Genomic DNA, 23804 nt, shown 5'->3' with positions numbered 1-23804 from the left:
AAGCTCCAGAATCTAGTGCATCCCAACAGAAACAGACTCGGGCGATCGCACCCATAATTGGAGGGGCTTGTGTGGCGCAGGGAATTGTCCCCTGGGGGAAAGGTTTGTAGGGTTGCAGAGTTTGTAGATTGTGAAAATTCTGGTTTGGGTTCGACACCGTCCTGCCCCGCTGGAGCGGGACAAGACTAACTGCATAGAGTCTTCTGAGAAAAGCTTGAGCTTGTTTCCCTCCAGGCGGGTCGTTACCACGAGTCGGGTGTGACTTTTATAAGGAAACTCATCATGGCTAACACTCGTGCTAACAATAGCAATACCCCTTCTTCCATCGTGTTCCCCAGTCGTGCAAAACGCGATGAGGGGCGCTTGCGGGACTGTTTCCGAATTATGGCTTGGAAACAGTTTAAACAGGAATACCGAGGTGACTTGACTGGTCTAAACCTGTACGCGGTATTTGAGGAAGACTGGAAGAAACACGAGATTCAGGGCTGGGATTATCAGAAGATGAGTCAATTTGCTGATGAGCTGGGCTATAGTGCCGCTGAATTGCTCAAAGCCCGCAATCGTTATTACGAGTTGCGTGACCAAGCACGGGCGGCGGCTGAAGCTAAGCAGCAACCAATGCAACAGCCGATGTACCAGCAGCCGATGTACCAGCAGCCCTACTACGCTCAACCCATTCCTCAGCAGCCTCAGCAGTTTGTGACTGACGAGCCTAACCCGGAGGAATCACCGTTCTAGGATTTGACTAACCCCGAAGACCTGTCCCACAAGGGATGGGTCTTTTTTTATGACTCCGATTCAGTCCAGGGGTGAATCGTGCTGAACCGTGAAAACCGTGCGATCTCCCACTTCGACCGAGAACTATGGCACAGGTCACAGATTTGCCTCCGTAATCAATTACGGTCACAAATCAGGCGGAATTAAGGTTGAGCGATCGCCCCCAACCGTTCCAGAGGGATAGCGCCACATTCGGGCCCTGACCAAACCACAACACCGCAGTTCCCCCGCTAGAGCGAATATCTCTTGCCCATCCACAACACCCCGGACTAGCGGGGGGACTGCTAACTGCAAGGGGCGAGTGGCGGGGCTGCGAACATTGTGGAGGCTACCGCCATGGGAGTTTGGTTCGAGTATCAAGGGATGCCGGACTTGCAAACTTCACGAGGTAATTCATCATGTTCACCATGACTCAACTTCTCTTCTCAGCAACCTATATCCGCCACCACAAAGGAAGTTCCGGCGTGGCAGGAGATAACCGGATTGCTCGTCATGCTCAGTTGATTTGGGAGGAAATGGAGCACCAGGGGACACGCGAATTATTTGTCTGGGACTTTAACAAGTTCTGTGAACAATCAGTCCACTGGGACATCATGAAAAATGACAATATCCTCTATAACCAGAAATGGTGTGAAAAGCACCAGTCTCAACGGGTTACAAACGATTGGTCAAACATCATCGTCAAATTGCTAGAGATGGCAATTCAGTTTGAGGAAGACCTCCAGGTTGAACTCAATCAGAAGTACGAACCCTCCGTCCTCGGTGACGACAACGAGTTCTAAATGAAGAAGACCTGCCCTGCAAAGGGTGGGTCTTTTTTTATCAACCCGCTACACTCGTATAGTTCGTGAGTGATTTAACGGGTATTGCCAATCTGCTCGGGCCTGCCAATCGGCGGGCTTTTTTTTTCTGTCCATATTACAGGCGATCGCACGGACGAAGGGACAGGTGCGACCCCGGTGCTATTCGGCCGCTCTCTTTGCCCGCCATAAACGCTATCTGCCAAAGCTAAGAAATCACAGAAGCGGGCAAAGACCGCTAGAGAGTCGTGGCCCCGGCGAAAGCTGAAAGTCCGCCCTTGCCCCCGCCGCATGAAAAATGTCTGTCTAACGTTGAGAGCGATGAGAGCGGCGAGGCCAAGGGCTAACTGGATGGGGCGAGTCATGGGGCCGCGACAGTGAAGTAGGCTACCGCCAATTAAGCGCAGTCCATTACCAAAGAGGTAATCATGCGTAAAGTTATTGCCATCACCGGTCACCGTCGCTTCTCCAATCTCCGTAAGAAGGAAGTGCAGGCTTGGATTCAGTCCATGTCAGAGATGGCATTGAGGCTCCATTCCGATGCCATCTTCATCTGTGGCGGCGCTCCTGGAGTTGACCTCTGGGCTGCCGAAGTCTGGTCTGAGATGGGAGTGGACTGGGTTCTCGTGAAGCCGTGTGGAAATCATGGTGAGGGAGTCTGGTCTCCTCAGTTGCTTGCCCGACGAGATGAGTTGGCAAAGAAGGCAATGAAGGTGAAAGTCCTGATGCCGGAGTATCGACGGGGTTGCTTGAATAAACGAAATGAGTTTATGGTCAATCATTCGGACTTGGTTCTCGGTCTGTTTGATGGACGGCAACGCGGAGGAACAAAGCATTGTCTCTCCTATGCCCGTCAGAATGAGAAACCGATTGTCTGGTTGGATTGCCGTCAGAAGCCCATTCTTCGCTCTGTAAATCTGAGTAAATAATGAAATTGAGACCTGCCCTGCAAGGGGTGGGTCTTTTTTTACCGATGGGCGATCGCCCTACCACAAGCACCCGGAACTCATACTTCTGGGTTGGGGGAAAGACCGGCTTTTATAATAGATTTAATCGTATAAATAGCAAGTGACATGGTTAGATTTCAGCATGAGAAAGTCTTAATGACAGACAGGGGCCAATTGCTTAAGAATGGGCTGGTCTTACTCAAAGACGGCACAGACACTCGGTATGTGACCTTGATTCGGCGAGGGATTCGCTCTCAGGCAGCCAGTGAGGGAGAAGACTTTGTGATTGGGCAACGGACATTCCGAATGGCAGGTGAGGCGGCCATGGTCAACTTCAATCCATCGATTGTCCCTCTACCGGGAAAGCCAGACGACTTTACCGGCGAGGTCAAACGAATCCTCTTATCTCTGGAAGTGTGGGATGGGCCATGGGGCGATCGCACTCAGCAATTCCCCACAGACTCAGAATGCGAAATTTGGATTGTGCCATCTCCTCCTCAACTAGACGTGAAGTTGGCTGGACTTGAATCGGTGCTTGAGGCAATCGCCGCTGGGGGTCAATGATGCCAACCCCAGTGAACGAAACGGTCTATGCCCGGCTCCAAATTGAAGACCGAGGCACGATTGAACTGGAACTGAACGGCGAACACGCGCCCCTGACCGTGGGCAACTTCGTTGATTTAATTCAACGAGGGTTCTACGACGGCATCACCTTCCATCGGGTGGTGCCAAATTTCGTGTTTCAGGCGGGTGATCCCAACAGCAAAGACCCGGATTTTCCAACCAATATGCTGGGTCGGGAGGGATTCACTGACCCAGAAACTGGGGAAAGGCGCACGATTCCTCTGGAGATTAAGCCCCAAGGAGCTGATGAACCGCTTGTCGGTGAGCGATTCCGGGATGCAGGAATTACGGTGCCGCCGGTACTGCGAAACAGTCGTGGCACGATCGCCATGGCCCGAGGCAATGACCCCAACTCTGCATCCTCCCAGTTCTACTTCAACCGGGTGAACAACCACTTTCTGGATGGGGATTATGCGGTCTTTGGGGCCATTACCAATGGTCTGCCGGTTATGGACTCGATTGAAGTGGGCGATCGCATCGAATCCATCGTGATGTTCACACCGGAACCGGAGCCACCGCCGACATCAGAACCGGAACCAGAACCAGAACCGGAACCCGAGCTAGAACCACCGCCACCCCCGCCGACATCAGATTTAATTCCACTCCAATTTTGGAGATTGCCACCAGGCGATCGCACTGAGGCAATGCGACAAATGCCGCACACTGGAAAACAGCTTCAACGGCCCATTGGACATCAGTTCAAGGGGATTTTCCGTTTGACTGAAAGTGCAAACTGACAAAGCAGCCGGGCGCGGCGGCTCCTCGCCGTCCCCGTCCGCCGCCGCCCCCTCAGAGAATCGAGGGGTGAGTCGCGAGACACGAGAAACCCTACCGGATTGGTTCTCGACTTTTACAGAGAATCAAAATGGAACTTAATCTTGTCTTTGAATTTGCGATCGCCCTGACGATTGCTCCTCTCGTTTTCTGTTGGGCCATCGACCTGGCTCATCTCATCCAGTCCATTCACCGGGGCCAATTCCGCGAATTTGCCAAAGACTGTACGAGCAAGACGGTTTCGGCTGGTAACCATTTGGCGATCGCACCCGACACGCAAAGCGACACCAAACTAGACCAAGACCACTTGCCGCGACCTCTCTACGCCAGTAAGACGGTCAAGCACTACGTTGCCGAAGGCTATCCCGACAAGCTGGGTGAGATTACTGCACTCTATCCCGCCAAGAAACCGGTTACCGAACCGCTGGCTTATCATCTCGCCGCCTTGGGACTGGGAGACAAGGAATTGAAGGATTTAACCGCTACACAGCTTCGGAAACTTGGAGCGCGGTTAAAAATCAAAGGTGCGGCTCGTGGACGCAAGAAAGACCTGTTGAAAATCATCCGTGGTCCGAACAATTACGCCTAGCACCAATAGACTAACGAACCAATAATCAATAAATCGCTTCCGCTCATGGGGTTGGATGTTTTTTGGAAAATCCCATGAGCGAACAACTCAGTCCCGAGCAAGTCAAAGCCCTCGAATGGGCGGATGACCATTTCTTTCCTAAAATAGAGGACTTGACTCCTGAGGAACTTGCGAAAGAGGAGCAATGGGCGATTGAGTCCTTCAAGGAAATTGACATGATTCCTCCATTCTAATCGACAAAAGACCTTCTCCTTTGCGAGAGGGTCTTTTTTTAGATAAAATGGCAATAGAACGACAAGCTGAATCTGTTACCTCCTCCCTTCTTGTCTCGGGGGGAGGTTTTTTATTATGATAACTATTTATTGAAACGATAACTTATAAAAACCATCACCGGAACCAATGGGGCAACTTTACTATAAACCACTCAGCCATCAAACCCTACCGGATTTTCTCTTGATTGTTTATCAAGGTAAGTCGTGAAATTTACTAACCGCCACCATTTCATTCTCCCGATTTTCTCTACAGGAACTTCTGAGTTTTGGGCAGTTGCTCCAAGCGACGGACATCGCCGCCATGCAATGAAACTAGCTGTGGAGCAGTCGCTGTTTTTGATTCCTTCACAGGACATTGAACCATATTCATGTCTTGACGCAAAGGGGATTGCCCTCCTCCAAACCCTTGGGCATGACGGAAATCATAACTTGCGGCAGACCATGGAAGACAGCGCCTTCCTAAGTCTGGTTTGGTTCCAAGCCGAATACATGGGCTGTGGCTATTTCCTGGCAACTCACGACCACAAAGAGGTAGTCTGCAAGTTCACTGATGGGCTATATACAGCCCTTGAGAAGGAGGAATCCATTGTCGGCGATAATGAATATATCAATCGCGATGAGCTTGTTCCAGAAATCAACTCAGAAGAGTTCCTGGCAACTCTTAAGCTTATCGAACCCAATCCCGATAAATTCTGGATGTATCGCTTGCACTAATTGATTACACGCCCTGCCCTTGCGGGGCTTCTACTAGGGAGAAAAGTGTCATGTCACTAACTTATCACATCAAGAAAAAGACTGTCATCTACTGGCAATTGATGGCAATGTTGAACCTTGACTACTGCCGGGCCCTTGTTGACCACCATCAAGACTGTGGTCCTGTCATCCATGCGCCCGTTACTGGGACGAATTACCCACTAACCGGTATGTCAACCATTTACGCTGTGCGTGATTTTCTAGGTGGGGAGGAAATCTGGGAACAAACAGTAGCTGGATATTGCCACAAGTACCCCCATAATGTTCCAGAGCCAGCTAAATGGGTGGTTATGGGATTGATGGATTCCCAGCTTCGTACAGGCGATATGCCTAAAAGCATCAAGAAATTACCTCCTGACTTATCTCCAACAGTGGAGGATGTCGCAAACATTACGGCGATTTTTTCCCATGTACTGGGGAAAGTCGAAGCCACAAATCTCATCGCTAACCCACAATTTGATGGGTCTTTTGAAGTGGGAGGCGCGGATGCAAATCTCATTATCAATAATACCTTGTGGGATATTCGTACAACAGGTCGTAAATATCCACTTGACCTGGATTGCATTATCCAACAGGTCGGGTATTACTTGTTGGACTTCGAGAATAAATATGAACTGAAGTCGATTTGCTGGTATTACACACGGCAACAATGTTTGTTTGAGCATCCCATCGAACCACTCTTAACCAAAGGAGCCAAACTGCGGTTCCAACGGATGCTCAAAGGAGCCTAGCTAATCGCCCACCACAAATCCGCACACAGAACCCTAGCCCTCCTGGAAACAGGGGGGCTTTCTTATTGGAGAAAACTCATGATGAATCGAACATACATCGTTTCTGCCTACTATCGGTTTTCCCGTTTACCGATGCCAGACTTTCTGACGGGGGCTGAACAGCGCAAACTACGGGTTTATCAAGCTTGCAAAGCTGAGCAAATCGAGCGCATCGCCGACCGGTTGAAATTTGACTGGGAGGAAATCAACCACCCTGCGGGAATCCCGTGGGGTGAATGGAAGGTTTACATCAAGCTCATTCAGAAATGGCTGATTCCCACCAAATTGGTCAAGTTCCAGAAATTGAAGCTTCAGGGAACACTCAACGATGGCAGCCGCATCAATGCCGAAATTCGGTATGACGATGAATGCGGCAATGGCCACAACACCTTTGCCATCACCGCCGACATCCCCGAACAGGGAATGTTTGGCTGCTGTCATGATGAGTTTGCCGAGGCATTTCCTGAGTATGCCCATCTGCTGAAATGGCATCTGTGCAGTGCTGATGGACCACTCCATTACATTGCAAACACGATGTACCACGCGCGGCAGAATCTACCAACTCATGGCTGGTTGTATGAGCGCGAGGGCAAACTTGCTGGGGGGCTGAAGATGTCCCAACGGTGTATCGCCTACACGGAAATCTGGAAAGCGGAGGAGGCGATCGCCCTCAATCCCCAACGCGACCTGTTCCTGAAAATTGACGATCGCACTGAAAAGGTGGCCGACTTGGAGGCGGCGCGACGGTCTGCGATCGCCCCTGATGCGACAGCGGAACAATTGTGTGACCCCGAATGGTTACTGGGCCGTTTAGTGACATTGCTTGGTGAGTTCCGCTGCGATATCGAAAGTCTTGGCTTCACGTTCTAACTCCAAGGCAAGCGTGCGACCGCTAAACAACACCCGGAACCTCCTGGAAATGGGAGGGCTGTTTATTGGAGAAAAACCATGGAGAACGAAAATACACATTACGGGCTACCCATCGTTGACAACGAAGACTGCGAGTTTGCGATCGCCTTCACCGAAAAGGCCGCCAACCAAGCCGCCAAGGAATACATCAAAGACTCCCTATGGGCTTTCAATGCAGATTTCATCGCAAAACACTGCAAAGTGTTGTCAGCAGATGTCATCCTGACAATCCAACAAGGGCTATGCGAGACTGATGCCAATGCTGCATTTCACGAACTCATTGAGGACATCGACCAGTTTGTGGATGATGCCATCGGTGCATATGGCCGTGGATATTTCCTGGCTTTCTATGACAACGAGGAGAATCTGCTCGAAGACATCGACCCCGACGATGTCCAAGTAATTCTAGAAGAATTACGGGAAGAAATCGAAACAGGATTGGGCATGAAATGCCTGGTCTATCGCCTCAACTAACCAAAATGGGCCATCGAGGAGCTTATCCTCCCGGTGGCCCGGCTGACTCGTAATCCAAACCCACAGTATCACGTACAAACAGCCCTCATCGATGACACCGATGGGGGCTTTCTTATGGAGGAATCATGCTCAGTTTCGACCGATTAGACATTGCCAGCGCCTACGCCCATTTCTGCCAGTTGAGCGCCCCTCGCCACCTGACCCCCGACCAACGCCGGGAACTTCACCGGTATCAATTCCGCAAGGCTGCACAGCTTGACCGGCTGCGCTTCTCGTTTGGACAAATGGGAACCCCTCAACTCCATCGCATGAATTGCAATGAGAAATCAATCTACATGGGACTAATCAACCGTTGGATGAAGAAACCTTGCCAGATTGATTCTTGATGTTTAACTGAGGAAATTATGTACTCATTACCCCCGACTGATGACCGCTACGAACCTCATCCTGAAGATATATGGGACGAGGTTTATTATTATCCCCGAGAGGACGGGAAGGGGCATTATATTTGCCCAGCTTCTACCCTTCCTGAACCCGAGTTATCAGAAGAAGAACTAGAGTGCTTCCCTGATGATGAGTGGTAAAAAAATGTTACAAGACTCCCGACTTAGGGGGTCTTTTTTTATCAAGAAACCGTATAATGTCTATAACCGTTGTAATACGTCGTATTACATACGCGAGAAAAAGTCGTGTTTTTTTGACTAAACAGACGCAAAAAGTTATTGTTTTTACAGACTATGCAGTATTTATTTGTAGCGGAGAACTACAATCCTGCTATCACAGAGTCAGCCCTACGGGTCTTAAAAGAGGAAGCCTATAATCTTCAGGCAAGCTCAGTTATTACCCCGGCATCAACCGAGCCAGAGAAAGCATTTGCTGAAGCCTGGAATGGGCAATTGTGTATTGTACATCCTCCAAGCTGGAGTGCAGCAAGTTTGCAGAATCGAGAGCGGTTGAGTCGCCATGACCGTGACATCTTAGAGAAGGCAACCTACCAACAGATTGCTATTGCTGAGGAGCATGGCGACAAGGCATTATCGGATGAAACTCTGATGACCTTATTTATGATTCGGCGCAGTGCCGGGGCTTTGGCGATTTGGGATGGGGAGAGCAAAGGACGGGTCAAAGAGTCCTTAGACTATGCCAAGCAGTATAGCTTACACATTCGTTGGGTGGATGCCCGTTACAACCAAGTCACCCTTAATGGGTGGAGTCCACCAGCCCAACTTGGTCTCTTGTTAAATCAAATGAAAACCAGTTGACTTAAAAGACTCTCCTGCCAGAAAGGAGGGTCTTTTTTACCATCAAACCCTACCGGATTAGCTTCTGATTTTCATTCTTCCAAGGAGAATTATGTATATCTTCCAAGCCGACGAAAATGGCTACGACATTTCCCTAGATGGGGATAAGCGATTTTGTTCCACCTTCATGACTATTGACTTTCACGGAACTGTAGGAAATATCTGGAACCATATTGGGACACTCATGGAGGTCTCCAAGCTGAAAGCTAAAACCGACCTAACCCTGAGCATTGCTCTTAAAGTTGACAAGGTTGGAATTTGTAAAGCTTTTTATCGTGAACTCCTGGTTATTTGGCTTGAGCAGAACGAACGTCTTGCCAAGGAGTTAATTATCCTTGCGGGGTCTCACAATAAGCAATTGTGGGACAAAAACACTGCTGGTTCTGAACTCGACCATGCTGCGTTATTGGCAGCGGCGTTGATTGAGTATTGCCAGAAGTTTAACAACTAACACCAACTAGCACACCAAGAAAACTATGAACAACCAAGTTATCCAACTGTACTATCATCGCAAAGGCTACGACATTGGCAAGGACAATCGCTTTCAGCCAGAACACATGAAACTAACTCGGTGTGACGATTCAGTGCATCCCTTCACCGAGGAAATGAGTGAAATGCTGCAAACCCTGACCCATGAGTTTCTGCGGGACTTTGCCCGGAGCATTTCCACTGATGAATTGACTGCCGAACCTGTGCTGCTGGAATACAGCAGCCGTGGAGTCCGGGAACAATTCGTCAAACCGGCGACGGAGGCACTGATTCAACAATGGTGTATCCAAAACCAGGAGCTTGTTCAAGAGCTTTTAGTGCGGGCAAGCCTGCGACGCTACCGAATCAGCGACTCTCGCAATGCAGCCTGGGGACGGCGCTTCGTTGCCGGGGTTAATGGATTCATTGAGGAGGCAGTAGAACACTATGGTTAATTGCTTTGTGACCGGACATCGCCGAGTCCACCTGGGTCACACTTCCCGGTATCTGGCCAAATTGACAGACCTTGCGATCGCCCACGGGGCAACTCGCTTTTATACGGGCATGGCACTGGGAACCGACCAACTCGCCGCGCTGGAATGGACGCGCCGGGGCCTTCCCTGGAAAGCGTTAATCCCCTGCCACGGATACGAAAGTCGCTGGTCAAAGTCCCAGCAGCGGGTGTTTTGGGAACTGCTGAATGGGGCCGAGGAAATCCTATGGCTGCACCAGCAGTACGAGATGGGCTGCAACCACCATCGCAACCGGCACATGGTCGAGGTCTGTGAGATGGGCATTGCAATCTTCGACCACCGGCGCGGGGGAGGCACGCGCTACACAATCCAACGGGCGATCGCACGAGAACGGCCACTCTACTGGATTAACCCTGAAACGGGCCAACTTCATCAACACATCGCCCCCACTCAGCTGACCCTGCTCTAACCAGTCAAACTCTCCTCCAGCTATTGGGGGAGAGTCCACCGAACCCTACCGGATTAGGTGTCGATTCTTACTGGAGGTTCTCATGTCAATCGACACCATAAGTGTATTTGAGCGCATTAGCAAAGCATTTGACGAACTAGACTATTACACATTTTTGGCGCGAACGGGCAAACCCGATACCCCGCAATCCTTGGATGAATTTTGTCGTCTGCGAGAGGCATTCTCCGTGCTTCTCTCCAACGACGAATCTACTTTCAACCGCATTCTGGAGGACTAATTATGGGCAGCTACCTTGAACTGGCACTAAATCACCGTCTTGATATCAAGAAACGGGAGGAGGAATTGAAAACAAAAATCATCCCTAATGCTGTCGCCGAAGCGATTGACCTTACTGGGGGCGATCGCAGCGCCAAACGGACGGTCTTTGAGACGCCGAAGCAGAAAATCATTCTGCGCTATCGGCGCCAAGTCATTGAAACTCCCAAGGTTTCTCGGCTAATGAGCGATATCAGCACTGAGAAAACCCGTCTGTTTGAGGCAAACCAACAGGAATTACTGGAGCTGGAAAAGCGCATTCAGTTTCATCGCGAACAGGTTGAAGTTCTGGAGGAAATGAAACTGGCTCTCTTGCACAGTCCCCATTTGAAAGGACTGGAACTACGGCTGAAACTGGCACAAGACCAGGCAACCAAGTTTGTTCCTAACCTGTCATTCTACCTGTAATTGTCACCGGGGAGGGTCATACCTCCCCACCTTGTAAACACAACGAGAAATTGAACCATGCACATTATCCAAATCAACAAATTTGCCTTTCGTGTTCCTGAATTGCCTGCCCGTTATCGTGCCAACTGCTCCAAAGAGTGGGGCTGTTTTGTTCATGGTGACACCAAGGGAATGAATGTGGCTAAAGCAGAGAAAGCTGGGCTGACCAAAGGGGAGTTTGTGGAGATGGCACTTTGTGACGTTCACGAGCGGATGCTAACCTTTGAACCGCATTACCTCAACGAGCCATTCATTGAAATTTGGGGCATCCCCACCGCTGGGGAAATGAAGGCTCAATTTCCCGAACAAGCCAGCCAAGTCTGCACGTTCCTGCTGCACCGGCGCAGCAAGGACAACCTGGGACGGCTACTGGAAGTCTTCAGCCAAAATGCCTTCACTGAATGGGTGAACAGCGGCATGGAGGGCGACCCGAATAAGGTTGCTTTTGAGAAAATTCAGCAAGCACAGTTCAACCACATTTTCCGCTTCCAGTTCACCATGACTGAGGGGTCTTATGGTCCTTACTACTTCATCGAAATCACGGAGAAGAAACCCGAGTCTGAACTGGAGAAGGCTGCGCTCGAAGCCGCAAAACAGGTGGCAGGGACGAGTTTCTGTCTCGACCCGATGCTCGTCGAAAACGACAAGCAATGTCGGAATCGGTTGAGTCCAATGAAAGAAGCTCTACCGGAAGGCAACTAACAGCTAACAGCAACTAGAAACGAATAAGGCAACCCTGTGGGGTTGTCTTTTTTTTATTAACAATGGACAATAAAAACTTGCATAAGGTGACATAAGGGAGACGGCTTCTCTTTGAAGTCGTCTTTTTTTATCTTAAGAAAACCTTAAGATTGATGGTTATCGGTAATACCACGGTGGGCAATCATATTGATTGTAAAGTAGCATTAAGAACCGCATCTTCTTCCAGTTAAAATGTCGTCAGTACTCTACGAGAACCAGAGCCTAAAAGCGTCGATTCTCCAGGTTTTCGACGGCGATACGTTGCTGCTCAGGTATCATAGCGAGGTTTTTGTGACGCGGTGTCGGTGGATTGACACGCCGGAGCTTCCTCGCCCAGGACAGGATTTAGACAATGCGCCGATTGACTACCAGCGGCAATGGCACTGGGGACAAGTGGCCACTGACTGGCTCACAGCGCAGTTAGAGAACCGACCATATATCAGGGTGGTATTAAAGGGACGCGACCAATGGGGGCGCTGGCTGGCTGATTGGTATTGGAATCGGGTCGGGTTTGCGAACAATATCCAAATCGCGCTCTGTGCGAATGGGCTGGCCGCCAATAGCCTACCCTATCAGCAATATGATTTTCGGGCAAAACGAGACCTGGCCCTCTTTAAGGGGATTCTGGGAACTTGCGCCCGAGCCAAAGAGAGAGGAGTAGGATTCTGGGCTGACCCAGATTTCACTCTCCCTTATCAATACAAACGGGCAATCCGGGAGGATGGATAATGAACAATGAACTCCTGAACCAGAAAAAATCAACCACTGAGCTTACTGAAATTCAAGCCCCAGTAGCTCAGAAACCCATCGACGCTATCTGGGACGGTAACTTGTTGGTTCCTCTTGCGGGAGTTATCCTCTCAGCTATCGTGGCAATCACCAAGGAAATTCTCGCTCACCGTGCGGAAATTAAAGCTAAGGAGGCTGAGCGGGTAAGATGGTTAGAGGAACAAAACGACCTGTTCGCTAAGTCTTTACTGGCTTCTGTGCGAGGTAAAGAGGACTGACCAGCAGCGACGGGGTGAGGAATTTCCTGTATCCCCTGGAATCTCGTTGACCCCGTCGATTGCTTACGCTGTAAGGGGTGTAGCCCGTTATGATAATGAATCCCGTGTACATTGTACTAACAAATCTCTACCTCGTCGATTTTGCCCCGTGGACATCCCGCCCAGAGCGTGTTCCAATGGGGGTGGGCCGCTTCTCTTTGCAGAAGCGGAATGAATGGAAACGTGTTGGTGGTGTACCAAGAGGACCTTTCACTAGGATGCCGCTTCTCTTTGCAGAAGCGGAATGAATGGAAACTTGATCAACTTCTACTTCAGGGTGAGTGATACCTCCGCCGCTTCTCTTTGCAGAAGCGGAATGAATGGAAACAGTGCCACCCCCGGATGGTGGTGGTGGTGGTGGTGGGCCGCTTCTCTTTGCAGAAGCGGAATGAATGGAAACGGTCAACAGCATTGCTTAATCCCGTTAAAGCAGCTCCTGCCGCTTCTCTTTGCAGAAGCGGAATGAATGGAAACCCCATTGGCGCTACGACCAGGGTTGTCATCCCTGTAGTAATTCACTGCTTCTTTTTACAAAAGCAGAATAAATAGGGTTATCTCTAAGCCCAAGCATTTTACCTACGCTCCTCGAACCTATTACGTTCGGGGAGCTATGTTTTATTTCAGGTTCTTGAGGCTACGACGGGCCAATTTTGCGTAGGTTTTGACCGTTTCGTAGGGCATTTCCAGGTCTGCTGCAATGGCCATCAATGATTCGCCCAATTCTCGTCGGGCCAGGATGGTGGCCCGGGTTTGGCAAACCTGACGGGCGCGGTCATTATCCGGTCGTTTCTGCTGACTCAGCAATTGCTCGGTGATTTCGGCAATGCGATCGCCCAGACTTACTTCTGGACTAAGAGAACCAGACTCGTGCCAGCCAAGGCGGGTTTGTCCCAGTCCAAACGTGGTTTTGTGGCCCGTCCCGCAATAAGGGGCATAGTGAGCGAGGGCAGTATAAAGTCGGGCAAAGTCAGGATGCCGTTGTGCGCCGGTGGCAGAGAGGGTCAGTTCAATCGACCCGGTGAAGCCGGTGACGGACCCCCGTTTCCCAGCGGCGATTTTGCTGGATTGAATATCATGCCGCGATAAACTCACATAGCTGTCTATCCAGTCCAGGAAAGGGTCAGGTTCGACCAGAATCTCGGAAAACTGATTCCAGCGTCTCAGGTAACTGTGGAACAGGTTGACGGGATTGGGCAACGGTAGGTGATGGCCCCGGTGACGGAAGCTAGTCGGCGAAACGAAGCTGAGGGCGATGCGTCGCTCGATAGGCAACTCGTACAGTTCGGCATAGGTGGCCGGGCCAGGCTCAATTCGGGGCGATCGCAAATCAAACCAGAGACGGCGCAGCTTCAGAGTGGTGGGCGGGTTGGTTAACCAGGTTTGCGCCCAGGCGACGAGGGGACGGGAAAACAAAGTCAGCCGCCAATGATAGGAGTGATGCCGCTGGATGTGGAGTTTGCGGCCAATGATAGGAACCTCGCCCAATAGCGGAGAGATGGTGAAGGCTTTATCCTCCGGCGAGTCGTGCAGTTTGGCAGAAAGGTCGGGTCGAGTCTGGCGCACACAATCCAGAAACCACGCATGAAGTCCGATGACGTATTGGCGAAAAAGCTTGGCGTTGTCCTGGGGGTCGATGTCAAAGTCGATAGTGACCAGTTCCCTATTAGTGATTTTCATACATCAGCCGTTTTGTAACAAGTTACATCAGAAATGTAAACAATCATTGCAGTTTACAGGGATTCCCGTAAAATCAGGATTTTTCAACCGATAGGTTTAAATGGGGATTTTCAACTATCCAGAGATTTTTTTGAAAATATGGAATTTGCTTGCATTTATTGTAAGTTTCTGATTAAGATAGAAAATGTCTAGGTGTTGAGATTTGAGTGAATAAAAAAAGTGAGTCCTTCATATCGAGGGTATTCAGTCTTCGGTTACGTGTATTTACTCAAGTCAACTGTGAATTTACTGGAAACCTACTAATTTTGGAGATTTTTTCATGTTTGTTATTACCCTTAAAACTTTGTCTACGGTCATTGGAACAGTAGCTATACTTGCAACGAGTGCAATATCAGTGAAGGCAAACCCATTATATGTTTCGACTTCCAATGGTGAAGTCGGAAGTGTTGATGAGGCAACTGGAGCATATACACCTCTTTTGAACTCAATTGGTTTTACAGATATTGCCCTAGATTCGGCTGGAGACTTATGGGGAATCACATTTTCGAATTTGTATTCGATAGATCTAACCAGCAAGACTACAAATTTAATTGGTGGTCTTGGTGTAGGAGGAATGAATGGTCTTGGCTTTTCAAGTGATGGCAACCTTTATGGCACTGGCGGAAACGGATTTTATTCAATTGATATAAATACTGGTGCAGCATCACAAATTGCGTCAGTTCTTGGATTTTCAAGTAGTGGTGATATTGAGTATGATGCAACACGAGGACTCTTTTGGGCAACATCTTCTGGAGACTCATTATGGACGATTTCCAAAGACGGTATAGCCAATAAAGTTGGAAATATTGGCTATAGCTCTGTCTATGGTCTTGCGTTTGGCCAAGATAATACTCTCTTTGGATACACCACTAGTGGCCAACAAATTGCACTTGACCTCGATACAGGATCTGGGACATTTGTGAAAAACATTACTGGCATGGACAGTTCTGCCGGTGTTTTGTGGGGGTCGGCATCTCACTCCCGTAATGTCGCCTTACCAACGGTTCCGACTGAATCAACTCCTGAACCATCGTCTTTACTTGGATTGGCTACACTCGGTGTATTTATGCTACGTCGTAAGTACCGCTGAACTCATTAGTAGTTGAATTCACCGTCTCTAGCTGTTAATTCATGGCTAGAGACGAGTGCTAAAAATTGAATACCAAATTATGATGGTAATCGCATCCATCAAAACATTTCAAAAATTGCTCCATAATCTGATCGCTTTGAGGGGTTTGTAGACTAAGAGATTGAGAATAAGAGGAGTATTTTTAGTCGAGGTGAGTTTGTCTGAAATCAAAGGTAAAACAACGATTTTTAGAAAAATTGTCATAAAGCTCTAAAATTTGCTTGCATTTACGGAGATTTTACGGTTAAACTAGGAAAATCCTAGTCTAATCAGACAATAATTCTGTTAGCGTCAGTCAGAAGTGCAATAAAACCGCTCAGCCCTTTATGCAGCAGTTATTATCGGGTTTAGCCTCTGGGTTTCTGCGTGAAAATACGTAAGTAGTTCGTTTAGAGGTATAGGATTTATTCAGCTTCTCCTTGAGGTTTTGGGTTGAACGTTAGACCAGGTTGTTTTACATGAATCCCCGACCTGATATCAGATGCTTTCACCGGACACTCCAACACATTACCCAGCCGTCTTCCTCCCCAGACAGGTCGAACAGATATTATCTGAGACACCGACCGAACCGGCGTTGGCGTTGATTCAGCTTCCCTCGCCGCCCGAGAAACCAAAGACTCCTGCTGTTCCTGTCTTTAATCAATCTCCCCCCAAACGGTTGAATTACGGCTTGTTGATAGGGGTCAGTGCGGTTCTGGCTATCATCATGGGTGCGATCGCCTCAGTTGACCTTCTCGCTGGGGCATTGCTGTTCGGGTTATCAGCGGTCGGAACCGGGGTGGCCTTCTGGCGACAATGGCGAAATTATCCCAAGCGATTGGAGCAGTATCGGGAGAAGGAGCGATCGCATCAAAATCAACTGACGGGATACAACGAGGAGGTTGCGAGAGCAGAACGGGATTACCAACTTCGTTATGAACAATATCGCAGGCGGTGTCAGGACATCGAACAACAGAATCAGAAAACTCGGAAAGAACACCGTCGGCAATGTGATTTACTCAAAACTCCAGAGGGTATCCAGAAATGGCGAGAGGAGCAAATCAAGACAATCACTCTTAGTCCAGCAGGTCTAGGATTTGAGGTGGATGTCAATGAATTTGACCCGCGAGGATATGCCGAATATGAGCGTAATTGTCGGCTACCATCATTACTTCGTCGATATTTTGGCGATAAAATCCACGTTCTTTATTATGTTTGCGGCAAAATCCCCGATTTCTCCTATATTGACACCGAAAACTCTGTGAGCATTGATATTGAAATTGATGAGCCTTATATTCCTCGTCAGTATCCTAATAGTTCAAAATCATTAGAAGTAACTCACTGTATCGGACAAAGTAACTATGGTGAGCGCATCAAAACTTTCCAGAACAATGATTGGTATGTCTTATTTTTCAGCGAACGTCAGGCACTCCGGCATTCTAAATCCTGCTGTAAAGCTCTGGCACAGTTGATTGATGAAATTACTGGCTCTAATCTAGTTCAGACAAAGTTTCAGGGTGTGCCTGATTTAGAACCCGAACGATGCTGGACTGAAGAAGAAGCACGAGAAATGGCAGAACGCCGAGCTAGACTCAATTACTAAGACTTTCAAAACAACTCTATTTTAAAGATTAAAAACCACACATGAATTTTCAAAATCTAAAGGACACAAATCTCTACTATCCTACGTTTCTTTATCCCAAAGTAATTGAGGATATTCAAACAGGAATGCCTCCAGAACCCAGTCTTTCATTGCTGAATTTACCCAATAAACCAGTATGCCCAGCTCCAGGTCAGCAACCTGTTTTTAATAAAAATGCACCTGAACGTTGTGATTATATTTTGCTAGGTGTTGGTGTCTTTATCGCAATGGTGGTTAGCGCATTTAGTATAGAAGCTGGTTTATTTTTCTTCGGTTTAATTGTGTTTTTTACAGCTTGGGAATTACTAACGTTTCCGAGTCGTCGAAATGATTATCGTCAATCCTTACAAGAATATCAAGTGAACTTACAAAAGTTCAATCGCCTTGCATTTGAACAACGAAAACACTATGAGTATCAGTTATCAAATCATAAAAAAAGGTGTCAAGAGATTGAAGCAGAAAATCAACAGCGTCGTCAAGAACATTCTCGTCTTTGTTCACAGCTACACACTCCAGAAAAGGTTGCAGCGTGGCGGCAATCACAATTACAGACAGTTGTGGTAAGACCAACATCATTAGGAGACAAAGTTGATATAACTCAGTTTGACCCGCGAGGATATCCTGAATTTGAGTCTAACTCTAGGTTCCCTGGTATGCTACGCAATTACTTTAGTGGTAAAATTTATTCCCTTCGACGTTTAAATAGATATATTCCCGATTTTGCTTACGTTGATGAGTCTAAGAATTTAAGTATTGTCATAGATATTAACGAGCCATACACTCCCCGTCAATATCCAAATTCTAATGGATATTTAAGGTTATTGCATTGTCTTGGGCAAGATAACAACCGTCTGAGAACATTTCAATCTGAGGACTGGTTTGTTCTGCTGTTTAGTGAACGCCAAACACTTCAACATCCTCTCGAATGTTGTAAAGAAGTTGCTCGTCTTATTGATAGCTATACTGGTTCAAACTTGGTTCAAACTTGTTTTAGTAACGTTAGAGACCTTGAAGAAGAACCACATTGGGATGAGGCGATGGCCGAAACGATGGCGGAACAACAAGCACGTTTAACATATAAGCGTTCCTATGGTCATGACAGATATTTTTCCCGCGAACAAACTGATGCAATTTTTGCAATTTTAATGGGAGATACAACTAACCAAACCAATCAAACCAATCAACAGCCAAAAAGTAATTTAAGTCTTGAAGAACAAAGAAAAAAGGCAAAGAAAAGAATTCAACACAAATTCAAGAGACATCTAAGACAAAACCCTGGACTTTCTATAACAGAAGATGCTAAAAAACAATTTCTTATATCTTTATCAACAAACTCTAAAGCACAAGGAATTGCAGCTACTTGGGTTAGAACTCACGGAGTTGAAAAAGCGATGACCTTTTTAGAGCATTTTTAAAAAGAGACTTAGGTAGAAAGATTACACTGTGGATAAGTTACTAATCCTCGACCTCGAAACCACCGGACTCGACCCAAGCTGCGATCGCGTCATCGAACTGGGTGCAATTCTGTATTCGGTTCCCCACCGCTGCGTTCTCCAGCAGCTATCGACCTTATTTCCGGTTCAAGCCAATCCCGTCGAGTCAGTCAACCACATCCCAGCGGCGGCTGCACAATCTGTCACTGATGCTGATGCCTATCGGGTGGTTGGCCAGTTCCAGCAATGGCTCCATCGGGTGGATTATGTTGTGGCCCACAATGCCAGCTTTGATAAGCCGTGGTTTGGCCAGGGAGGTCTCCCTACCATCAACAAGCCCTGGCTCTGCACCTACGACGATTTCCGCTGGCCCGAGAATGACAAGCCGAGAAACCTGGTACAGACGGCACTCAATCACGGCATCGGGGTCAATCAGGCTCACCGCGCCCTGACCGATTGCCAGTTGATTGGAGCACTGTTCGACCGGGTGGATAACTTTGAGGCACTTCTGGGAGATGCGATCGCCCGGTCGCAGGAGCCGTTTGTGTATGCGATCGCTCAGATTCCAAGATTTCGGAAAGACGAGGCGAAATCGCGAGGATTCCGCTGGAATCAATATATTGAGAAAAAGTGGGTGAAGCGCATTCGTCGTAGCGACCTCGCCCTCGAACAAGCAGAGTATCCTTTCGAGATTGTGATCAGTCCTAATCTTGAAATGCCCATGCCGAAAGGTCGTATCGTACCACGAGGAAAAAGTCAGACCTAACCTCAAATTGATAAACGTTCAATCTCATAGCTAACGTGAGTTTGAGTTAAGCCGAACGAGGCAAAAGCTAGTCTGAGTCAAGAGAAGGCTTCTTGGGCTGGTGGCAGTGGCCAATCAAGCCACAGAGCAAGTTGACGCAGAAGTTAACCAGACTACGATGGCAAGAATGCTCAATTGTGTCGCTTATCACGAACTCATGTGAGGTATAGGAACTGATGAGGTGCGATCGCATCTGGCATCCAGCAAAGGTCGTCGGTCATCGAAACCCACAGCCATCGGAGTGCGATCGCCCAAACTCCATACTCGACCCATCCCCAAACTCAAGCCTCCTATGAATGACGGGTTTCCACCTCAAACTCAGTAAAGACCTTAGCTTGCTCCAGTACCAGTTCAATCGCGAGGGACTGCATATCGGGGGGATAACCATATTGTCGCAGGAGACGTTTCACCATAATCTTCATGCGGGCGCGGACGCTTTCCTTGAGGTTCCAGTCGATGGAAGCATTGCGACGGACATGAGCGACCTGCGGAATGTAGGGTGGTGTGAATAAAGTGATTGTCCTCGACTCATTTGGCCTACATTCCGCAGGTTGATAAATAATTAACCGGATGCGTAGTAATAGCGCTCAACGGGTGGACCGAAGAGGTGAATAATCAATCGCCGTTCATCATTGAGATTGCTAATCTGCCTTTGCCCATCGAGATTAACCCAGTGGATTCCTTGAAACTTCTGCATAATCCAGCGAAAGGTCGGTTTAGCGGTGGGTTGTTGGCGTTGGTCGCGCACCGTTTGCTTCTGAGCATCTAACGCCTGTCGCAGTTGGCGTTCGGCGAGGGTATACACCATAAGGGTTAGGGCCATGATGAGAGCTAAGGCCTCGACCCGCTGCGGCTTTTTGACAAAGACGCTACTGGCAAAGAAGAGGGGGTCTTTGAGGAAGCGAAAGCCTCTCTCGACGGTCTGTTGCCCTTTATATTCGCTTAAGCAGGTCTGAGCCGGCCAGAGGGATTGATCCAGTTGATTGGTGGCTAGAATAAAGCGACTACGCTGACGGCTAAAGCGGTCTTCGGCCGTGGCGGTCTGCTGTAACGTGGCCTGGAGCCGATAGCCCTGAACTGGGGTGGGTTCGGCGGATTTGGCGGGACGATCGGGGGGTCGCTTGGCCCGCACCGTCTCCAGGGAGACCTGAGTGAGCTGATGCACCTCGAGTCCATCTTGAAACTGCATCAAGGCCTCGAGGGCATCGGGTTTGCAAGCAAAGACCCGCTGGGTCAGCTTTTTCAATTGGCGGTTGAGGCGGTGTTCGAGCTTCTCTAATTCGGGTTGCCAGAGGTCTGCATTGGCTTTGCGGGTTTGGCTTTCGACGAGGATCCAGCGCTGGCGCACTCCGGCATAGGTCTGCTCAATCTCCCACATCCGGTAATCCTTCGAGTTGCAGGGGACTTCAGTCAGTCGGGTGACATCGCTGTGCACCAGCTCTTGAGCCGCTTTTAGGGTCAGCGGCACCCGTGATAGCCACCCCGTGGTCTCCATCTGCTGCAGATTGGCTGCTGTGTAAAAGGCGGCATCCATCACAACGATACCGTCGCTAGTCCATTGGTCACCAAACGCCTTGAGCACCTCTGCAAACTGCTGAGTGTCCTGTTCATTGCCACTGGCCAACTGCAACCATAGCGGCACGCCACCGTCGGCGGCACAGACTAGAGTCATCAAAAACTGTTTCAAATCTGGACGATGGTCTCGGGAATAGCCTCGACACAGCCGAATTGGGCTGGGTTCTGCTGATGTCTCACCCTGGGGAGCTGACTCAAGTCCTACCTCGGATTTCCCCTTCGAGCACCGCTCATATTTCCCTTCTACTGAGATCGAGGTGGCATCGAGATGACGCTGTTGAATATCAATTCCAAATCGTTCCACAGCCTGGAGCGCCACCTGGAGAAAAAATGATGTCGTCCCTTCTGCGTAGAGTTCATCCAACACTCGACCTAAGCGGTCGTCATTCAAGTGACGAGCCTCTACCCCTTCTCCGAGCAGATGAGACACCGCTTTACTCTCAAAAAACTCGCTGAATAAATACAACGGTGCACTGAGAAAGCCTAGGGCGTTCAAAATCATGGCTTTAACCACTTGTCCGGCACTCACATGCTCCAAGCTATGAGGTTCAATCCGCTTATCCGTCAACTCGACCAGGCCGAGTTCGTCAATCACTCCAGCCACTAAACCCAGATGGTCTAAATTTTTAATCTGCATCGCCAGAGCCTACCGCTCGAAGGAACCCTTTCTAGCCTAGACTAGCACCATATCTTTTATTCCCTGTCAACCTGCGGAATGTAGGATTTGGTGCAGGTATTCATCTTTTTTAAAGATTCCATCGGCGGGTCAAAACTAGAACTGTGGGGTTTTTCTGAATGGCGATCGCATCTAGTCCAGGTTCGCAAGATAAGAAGTGTCAACTCTGACAGTTATCGGAAGGTGCATTGACAGTCCGCTATCCGCTTGCTCCGATAAGTGTTGGAACTGACAGTTATCGGAAGGGGATTCGCTTTCTAACGGTGGGAAGGTGTTGGTTTAGATGAGGGTGGGGACGGATGAGCGATCGCCTGGAGAATCTTCAAAGATGGCACCTCTCGTGATGAGAGCAGTTTTTAGAGCTTCATCAATGCCTTGGTTGTGTCCAAACCGGGCTTGGATAACCGTGGCATTTTTAAGGTTAGCCTCGGTGAAGTCAGCATCTCTCAGGTAAGCCTCACTCAGGTCAGCCTCACGCAGGTCAGCCTCACTCAGGTCAGCCCTAGCCAAGTAAGCCTCACTCAGGTCAGCCCCACGCAGGTCAGCCCCACTCAGGTTAGCCCCATCCAGGTTAGCCCTAGTGAAATAAGCCCTATTCAGGTCAGTCCTATTGAGGTTAGCCCCACTCAGGTTAGCCCTAATCAGGTTAGCCTCATTCAAGTTAGCTCCATTCAGGTTGGCCCTAAACAGGTAAGCCCTAAACAGGTAAGCCCTAGCCAGGTAAGCCTCACGCAGGTCAGCCCCACTCAGGTCAGCCTCACTGAGGTTAGCCCCACTGAGGTTAGCTGCACTGAGGTTAGCTCCACGCAGGTCAGCCCCATTCAAGTAAGCCCCATTGAGGTTAGCCCCATCCAGGTTAGTCCCATTGAGGTTAGCAATACTCAAGTCAACACCACTTAAGTCAGCACCACTTAAGTCAGCTCCACTCAGATTTTTTTTACCTGCTTTAACCTGTTTAATCAGAGAAATTTTCGCGTCTTCTTCTGGGGTAGTTTCCTGAATTTCTGTAATATTATGACCTTCTATTTGAGTTGATTCTTTTGAGTTTATTAACCGCTGAAGTTCCGCAATATCTTCTGGTGAGCCATTCAGAAATAATTTGATACTTCCTTTCTTATAATATGCCAGTTTTAATGTTCCATCTCCTATAATGCTCACCGACTTCATTATATTTTCCATCAATGCTGCTAATTCTTCCTGCGTGTATTTCGACGGGTCAATATCAAGCGTCAGAACAGCATTCTCAGTGGGAGCAGGATTATTGACTTGGATGTAAGTCTCAGCAACTATCTGGTCACGGTCAACTTTCCCCGCAACACCCCCAGCTTTTTCAGTATTTAACTCGATATCATTCTGATTAGGGATAGGGTCATTCATTAAATTCATGGATTTGTCCACCCTTCATAGACTGCTACACCAATGTTGACGGCTGGATGCTGAAACACTTCCTTAAGTGTTTCGGTACTCCCAGATTTCAATGCAGATAAAAATCGTTCCCGAAGGGTAGGATTTTTGTTGATTTTCACTAACGCTGCTTGAACTTGAGCTTCTTCTCCTGGCGATAAACTAATGCTTTGACTGTTTTGTACAAACTGTTTCCAAATCTTTTGAATCTCAAGCATTGATTCGGATAAATCTTGGCGCTTGTTTATATTTATCTGGTTACCATGGACTTCGCCTGCCACTCCAGAGACAGAACCTGTAAAATTCATTGTAATTTTTGATTCTGGTTTTTTATCAGATCCCGTCATGTTTTTATTCCTACCAAATAAAAAAACTTTCAACTGTTTCTAGGACGAAAACTTAATTTGCCTCAATTAACTAATCTTTATAGCTAGTTCTCAATAAGTTTTTGGTTTTCCTTCAAACAAGTAGAGACTGTGTACTAGTATAGTACTCA

At 48.4% G+C, this 23804-nt stretch carries 32 protein-coding genes, 2 pseudogenes and 1 CRISPR repeat array; of the genes and pseudogenes, 26 read left to right on the top strand and 8 right to left on the bottom strand.

Annotation, left to right across the window (positions count from 1 at the left end; genetic code table 11):
* Positions 1 to 282 precede the first annotated feature (282 nt).
* Complete coding sequence (locus tag NEA10_RS20740; protein ID WP_252665455.1) at positions 283 to 738, top strand: hypothetical protein; 456 nt, start codon at positions 283 to 285, stop codon at positions 736 to 738.
* Between the two features lie 165 nt (positions 739 to 903).
* Here NEA10_RS20740 and NEA10_RS20735 read toward each other — a convergent pair whose 3' ends face one another.
* Positions 904 to 1137: a hypothetical protein gene (locus NEA10_RS20735; RefSeq protein WP_252665454.1), complete on the bottom strand. Its 234-nt coding sequence runs from the start codon at positions 1135 to 1137 to the stop codon at positions 904 to 906.
* Between the two features lie 38 nt (positions 1138 to 1175).
* Between NEA10_RS20735 and NEA10_RS20730 the strand changes: the two genes are divergently transcribed.
* The 21 genes from NEA10_RS20730 to NEA10_RS20630 all read left to right on the top strand — a co-directional run bounded on the left by NEA10_RS20730 (position 1176) and on the right by NEA10_RS20630 (position 12910).
* Positions 1176 to 1559 carry a hypothetical protein gene (locus tag NEA10_RS20730; RefSeq protein ID WP_252665453.1) on the top strand — a complete coding sequence of 128 codons (384 nt, stop codon included), beginning with the start codon at positions 1176 to 1178 and terminating at the stop codon, positions 1557 to 1559.
* 446 nt (positions 1560 to 2005) lie between these two features.
* Complete coding sequence (locus NEA10_RS20725) at positions 2006 to 2506, top strand: SLOG family protein (RefSeq protein ID WP_252665451.1); 501 nt, start codon at positions 2006 to 2008, stop codon at positions 2504 to 2506.
* Between the two features lie 174 nt (positions 2507 to 2680).
* Positions 2681 to 3088: a hypothetical protein gene (locus tag NEA10_RS20720; RefSeq protein ID WP_252665450.1), complete on the top strand. Its 408-nt coding sequence runs from the start codon at positions 2681 to 2683 to the stop codon at positions 3086 to 3088.
* Positions 3085 to 3885, top strand: coding sequence for a peptidylprolyl isomerase (locus NEA10_RS20715; RefSeq protein WP_252665449.1), 801 nt, complete (start codon positions 3085 to 3087; stop codon positions 3883 to 3885). Before NEA10_RS20720 ends, NEA10_RS20715 begins: the two co-directional genes overlap by 4 nt.
* 128 nt (positions 3886 to 4013) lie before the next feature.
* Positions 4014 to 4511, top strand: coding sequence for a Rho termination factor N-terminal domain-containing protein (locus NEA10_RS20710; RefSeq protein ID WP_252665446.1), 498 nt, complete (start codon positions 4014 to 4016; stop codon positions 4509 to 4511).
* A 74-nt stretch (positions 4512 to 4585) separates the two neighbouring features.
* A complete protein-coding gene (locus NEA10_RS20705; protein WP_252665445.1) occupies positions 4586 to 4744 on the top strand; it encodes a hypothetical protein in 159 nt (52 codons plus the stop codon).
* Positions 4745 to 4987: 243 nt separating this feature from the next.
* Positions 4988 to 5497, top strand: coding sequence for a hypothetical protein (locus NEA10_RS20700; protein WP_252665444.1), 510 nt, complete (start codon positions 4988 to 4990; stop codon positions 5495 to 5497).
* Between the two features lie 50 nt (positions 5498 to 5547).
* A complete protein-coding gene (locus tag NEA10_RS20695; RefSeq protein ID WP_252665443.1) occupies positions 5548 to 6267 on the top strand; it encodes a hypothetical protein in 720 nt (239 codons plus the stop codon).
* Positions 6268 to 6345: 78 nt separating this feature from the next.
* A complete protein-coding gene (locus tag NEA10_RS20690; RefSeq protein ID WP_252665442.1) occupies positions 6346 to 7176 on the top strand; it encodes a hypothetical protein in 831 nt (276 codons plus the stop codon).
* Positions 7177 to 7254: 78 nt separating this feature from the next.
* Positions 7255 to 7689 (top strand): hypothetical protein, encoded by a 435-nt coding sequence (locus NEA10_RS20685; RefSeq protein ID WP_252665441.1) that lies wholly within the window; start codon positions 7255 to 7257, stop codon positions 7687 to 7689.
* Positions 7690 to 7814: 125 nt separating this feature from the next.
* Positions 7815 to 8075 carry a hypothetical protein gene (locus tag NEA10_RS20680; RefSeq protein ID WP_252665440.1) on the top strand — a complete coding sequence of 87 codons (261 nt, stop codon included), beginning with the start codon at positions 7815 to 7817 and terminating at the stop codon, positions 8073 to 8075.
* 18 nt (positions 8076 to 8093) lie between these two features.
* Complete coding sequence (locus NEA10_RS20675) at positions 8094 to 8273, top strand: hypothetical protein (RefSeq protein ID WP_252665439.1); 180 nt, start codon at positions 8094 to 8096, stop codon at positions 8271 to 8273.
* 153 nt (positions 8274 to 8426) lie between these two features.
* Positions 8427 to 8951: a hypothetical protein gene (locus NEA10_RS20670; RefSeq protein WP_252665438.1), complete on the top strand. Its 525-nt coding sequence runs from the start codon at positions 8427 to 8429 to the stop codon at positions 8949 to 8951.
* Positions 8952 to 9042: 91 nt separating this feature from the next.
* Complete coding sequence (locus NEA10_RS20665) at positions 9043 to 9441, top strand: hypothetical protein (RefSeq protein WP_252665437.1); 399 nt, start codon at positions 9043 to 9045, stop codon at positions 9439 to 9441.
* Positions 9442 to 9466: 25 nt separating this feature from the next.
* Complete coding sequence (locus tag NEA10_RS20660; RefSeq protein ID WP_252665436.1) at positions 9467 to 9913, top strand: hypothetical protein; 447 nt, start codon at positions 9467 to 9469, stop codon at positions 9911 to 9913.
* Positions 9906 to 10400 carry a DUF1273 domain-containing protein gene (locus tag NEA10_RS20655; RefSeq protein WP_252665435.1) on the top strand — a complete coding sequence of 165 codons (495 nt, stop codon included), beginning with the start codon at positions 9906 to 9908 and terminating at the stop codon, positions 10398 to 10400. The genes NEA10_RS20660 and NEA10_RS20655 overlap by 8 nt, the downstream gene beginning before the upstream one ends.
* A gap of 82 nt (positions 10401 to 10482) precedes the next feature.
* Positions 10483 to 10677 carry a hypothetical protein gene (locus tag NEA10_RS20650; RefSeq protein ID WP_252665434.1) on the top strand — a complete coding sequence of 65 codons (195 nt, stop codon included), beginning with the start codon at positions 10483 to 10485 and terminating at the stop codon, positions 10675 to 10677.
* A 2-nt stretch (positions 10678 to 10679) separates the two neighbouring features.
* The gene (locus tag NEA10_RS20645; protein WP_252665433.1) at positions 10680 to 11123 is read left to right on the top strand and encodes a hypothetical protein; all 444 of its coding nucleotides are present in this window, start codon (positions 10680 to 10682) and stop codon (positions 11121 to 11123) included.
* Between the two features lie 57 nt (positions 11124 to 11180).
* Positions 11181 to 11864 (top strand): hypothetical protein, encoded by a 684-nt coding sequence (locus tag NEA10_RS20640; RefSeq protein WP_252665432.1) that lies wholly within the window; start codon positions 11181 to 11183, stop codon positions 11862 to 11864.
* Positions 11865 to 12095: 231 nt separating this feature from the next.
* Positions 12096 to 12632 carry a thermonuclease family protein gene (locus tag NEA10_RS20635; RefSeq protein ID WP_252665431.1) on the top strand — a complete coding sequence of 179 codons (537 nt, stop codon included), beginning with the start codon at positions 12096 to 12098 and terminating at the stop codon, positions 12630 to 12632.
* A complete protein-coding gene (locus NEA10_RS20630; RefSeq protein WP_252665430.1) occupies positions 12632 to 12910 on the top strand; it encodes a hypothetical protein in 279 nt (92 codons plus the stop codon). Before NEA10_RS20635 ends, NEA10_RS20630 begins: the two co-directional genes overlap by 1 nt.
* Before the next feature lie 186 nt (positions 12911 to 13096).
* Positions 13097 to 13423: direct repeats of the CRISPR family, unit length 36 nt; unit sequence GCCGCTTCTCTTTGCAGAAGCGGAATGAATGGAAAC.
* A gap of 141 nt (positions 13424 to 13564) precedes the next feature.
* Here the strand turns inward: NEA10_RS20630 and cas6 are convergent.
* Complete coding sequence (gene cas6, locus NEA10_RS20625; RefSeq protein WP_252665429.1) at positions 13565 to 14626, bottom strand: CRISPR-associated endoribonuclease Cas6; 1062 nt, start codon at positions 14624 to 14626, stop codon at positions 13565 to 13567.
* Positions 14627 to 14945: 319 nt separating this feature from the next.
* Here cas6 and NEA10_RS20620 point away from each other — a divergent pair, with 319 nt between their 5' ends.
* The 4 genes from NEA10_RS20620 (at position 14946) to NEA10_RS20605 (ending at position 19614) form a co-directional block, all read left to right on the top strand.
* Complete coding sequence (locus tag NEA10_RS20620) at positions 14946 to 15755, top strand: PEP-CTERM sorting domain-containing protein (RefSeq protein WP_252665428.1); 810 nt, start codon at positions 14946 to 14948, stop codon at positions 15753 to 15755.
* 520 nt (positions 15756 to 16275) lie between these two features.
* A complete protein-coding gene (locus NEA10_RS20615; protein ID WP_252665427.1) occupies positions 16276 to 17376 on the top strand; it encodes a hypothetical protein in 1101 nt (366 codons plus the stop codon).
* A 41-nt stretch (positions 17377 to 17417) separates the two neighbouring features.
* Positions 17418 to 18830 (top strand): hypothetical protein, encoded by a 1413-nt coding sequence (locus NEA10_RS20610; protein ID WP_252665426.1) that lies wholly within the window; start codon positions 17418 to 17420, stop codon positions 18828 to 18830.
* A 28-nt stretch (positions 18831 to 18858) separates the two neighbouring features.
* Entirely contained in the window at positions 18859 to 19614 is a 756-nt protein-coding gene (locus tag NEA10_RS20605) for a 3'-5' exonuclease (RefSeq protein WP_252665491.1), read from the top strand.
* A gap of 67 nt (positions 19615 to 19681) precedes the next feature.
* On the opposite strand, the pseudogene NEA10_RS20600 reads toward NEA10_RS20605, so the two are convergent.
* The 6 genes and pseudogenes from NEA10_RS20600 to NEA10_RS20580 form a co-directional block, all read right to left on the bottom strand.
* A pseudogene (locus NEA10_RS20600) lies at positions 19682 to 19789 on the bottom strand (IS982 family transposase); the annotation flags it as partial.
* 11 nt (positions 19790 to 19800) lie between these two features.
* Complete coding sequence (locus NEA10_RS20935) at positions 19801 to 19926, bottom strand: hypothetical protein (RefSeq protein ID WP_258719063.1); 126 nt, start codon at positions 19924 to 19926, stop codon at positions 19801 to 19803.
* Positions 19927 to 19943: 17 nt separating this feature from the next.
* Positions 19944 to 20129 (bottom strand): annotated as a pseudogene (locus NEA10_RS20595) (type I restriction enzyme endonuclease domain-containing protein); the annotation flags it as partial.
* An 86-nt stretch (positions 20130 to 20215) separates the two neighbouring features.
* Positions 20216 to 21865, bottom strand: a complete 1650-nt coding sequence (locus NEA10_RS20590; RefSeq protein WP_252665490.1) for an IS1634-like element ISAtsp2 family transposase — start codon at positions 21863 to 21865, stop codon at positions 20216 to 20218.
* Between the two features lie 318 nt (positions 21866 to 22183).
* Entirely contained in the window at positions 22184 to 23281 is a 1098-nt protein-coding gene (locus NEA10_RS20585; protein ID WP_252665489.1) for a pentapeptide repeat-containing protein, read from the bottom strand.
* Positions 23282 to 23286: 5 nt separating this feature from the next.
* Complete coding sequence (locus NEA10_RS20580; protein ID WP_252665488.1) at positions 23287 to 23655, bottom strand: hypothetical protein; 369 nt, start codon at positions 23653 to 23655, stop codon at positions 23287 to 23289.
* Positions 23656 to 23804: the final 149 nt, after the last annotated feature.

It is taken from the genome of Phormidium yuhuli AB48, from assembly GCF_023983615.1.
In the GTDB taxonomy this organism is placed as follows: Bacteria; Cyanobacteriota; Cyanobacteriia; order Cyanobacteriales; family Geitlerinemataceae; genus Sodalinema; species Sodalinema yuhuli.
The sequence above is the reverse complement of the archived record's forward strand: the minus strand, read 5'-3'. Positions and strand labels throughout refer to the sequence as shown.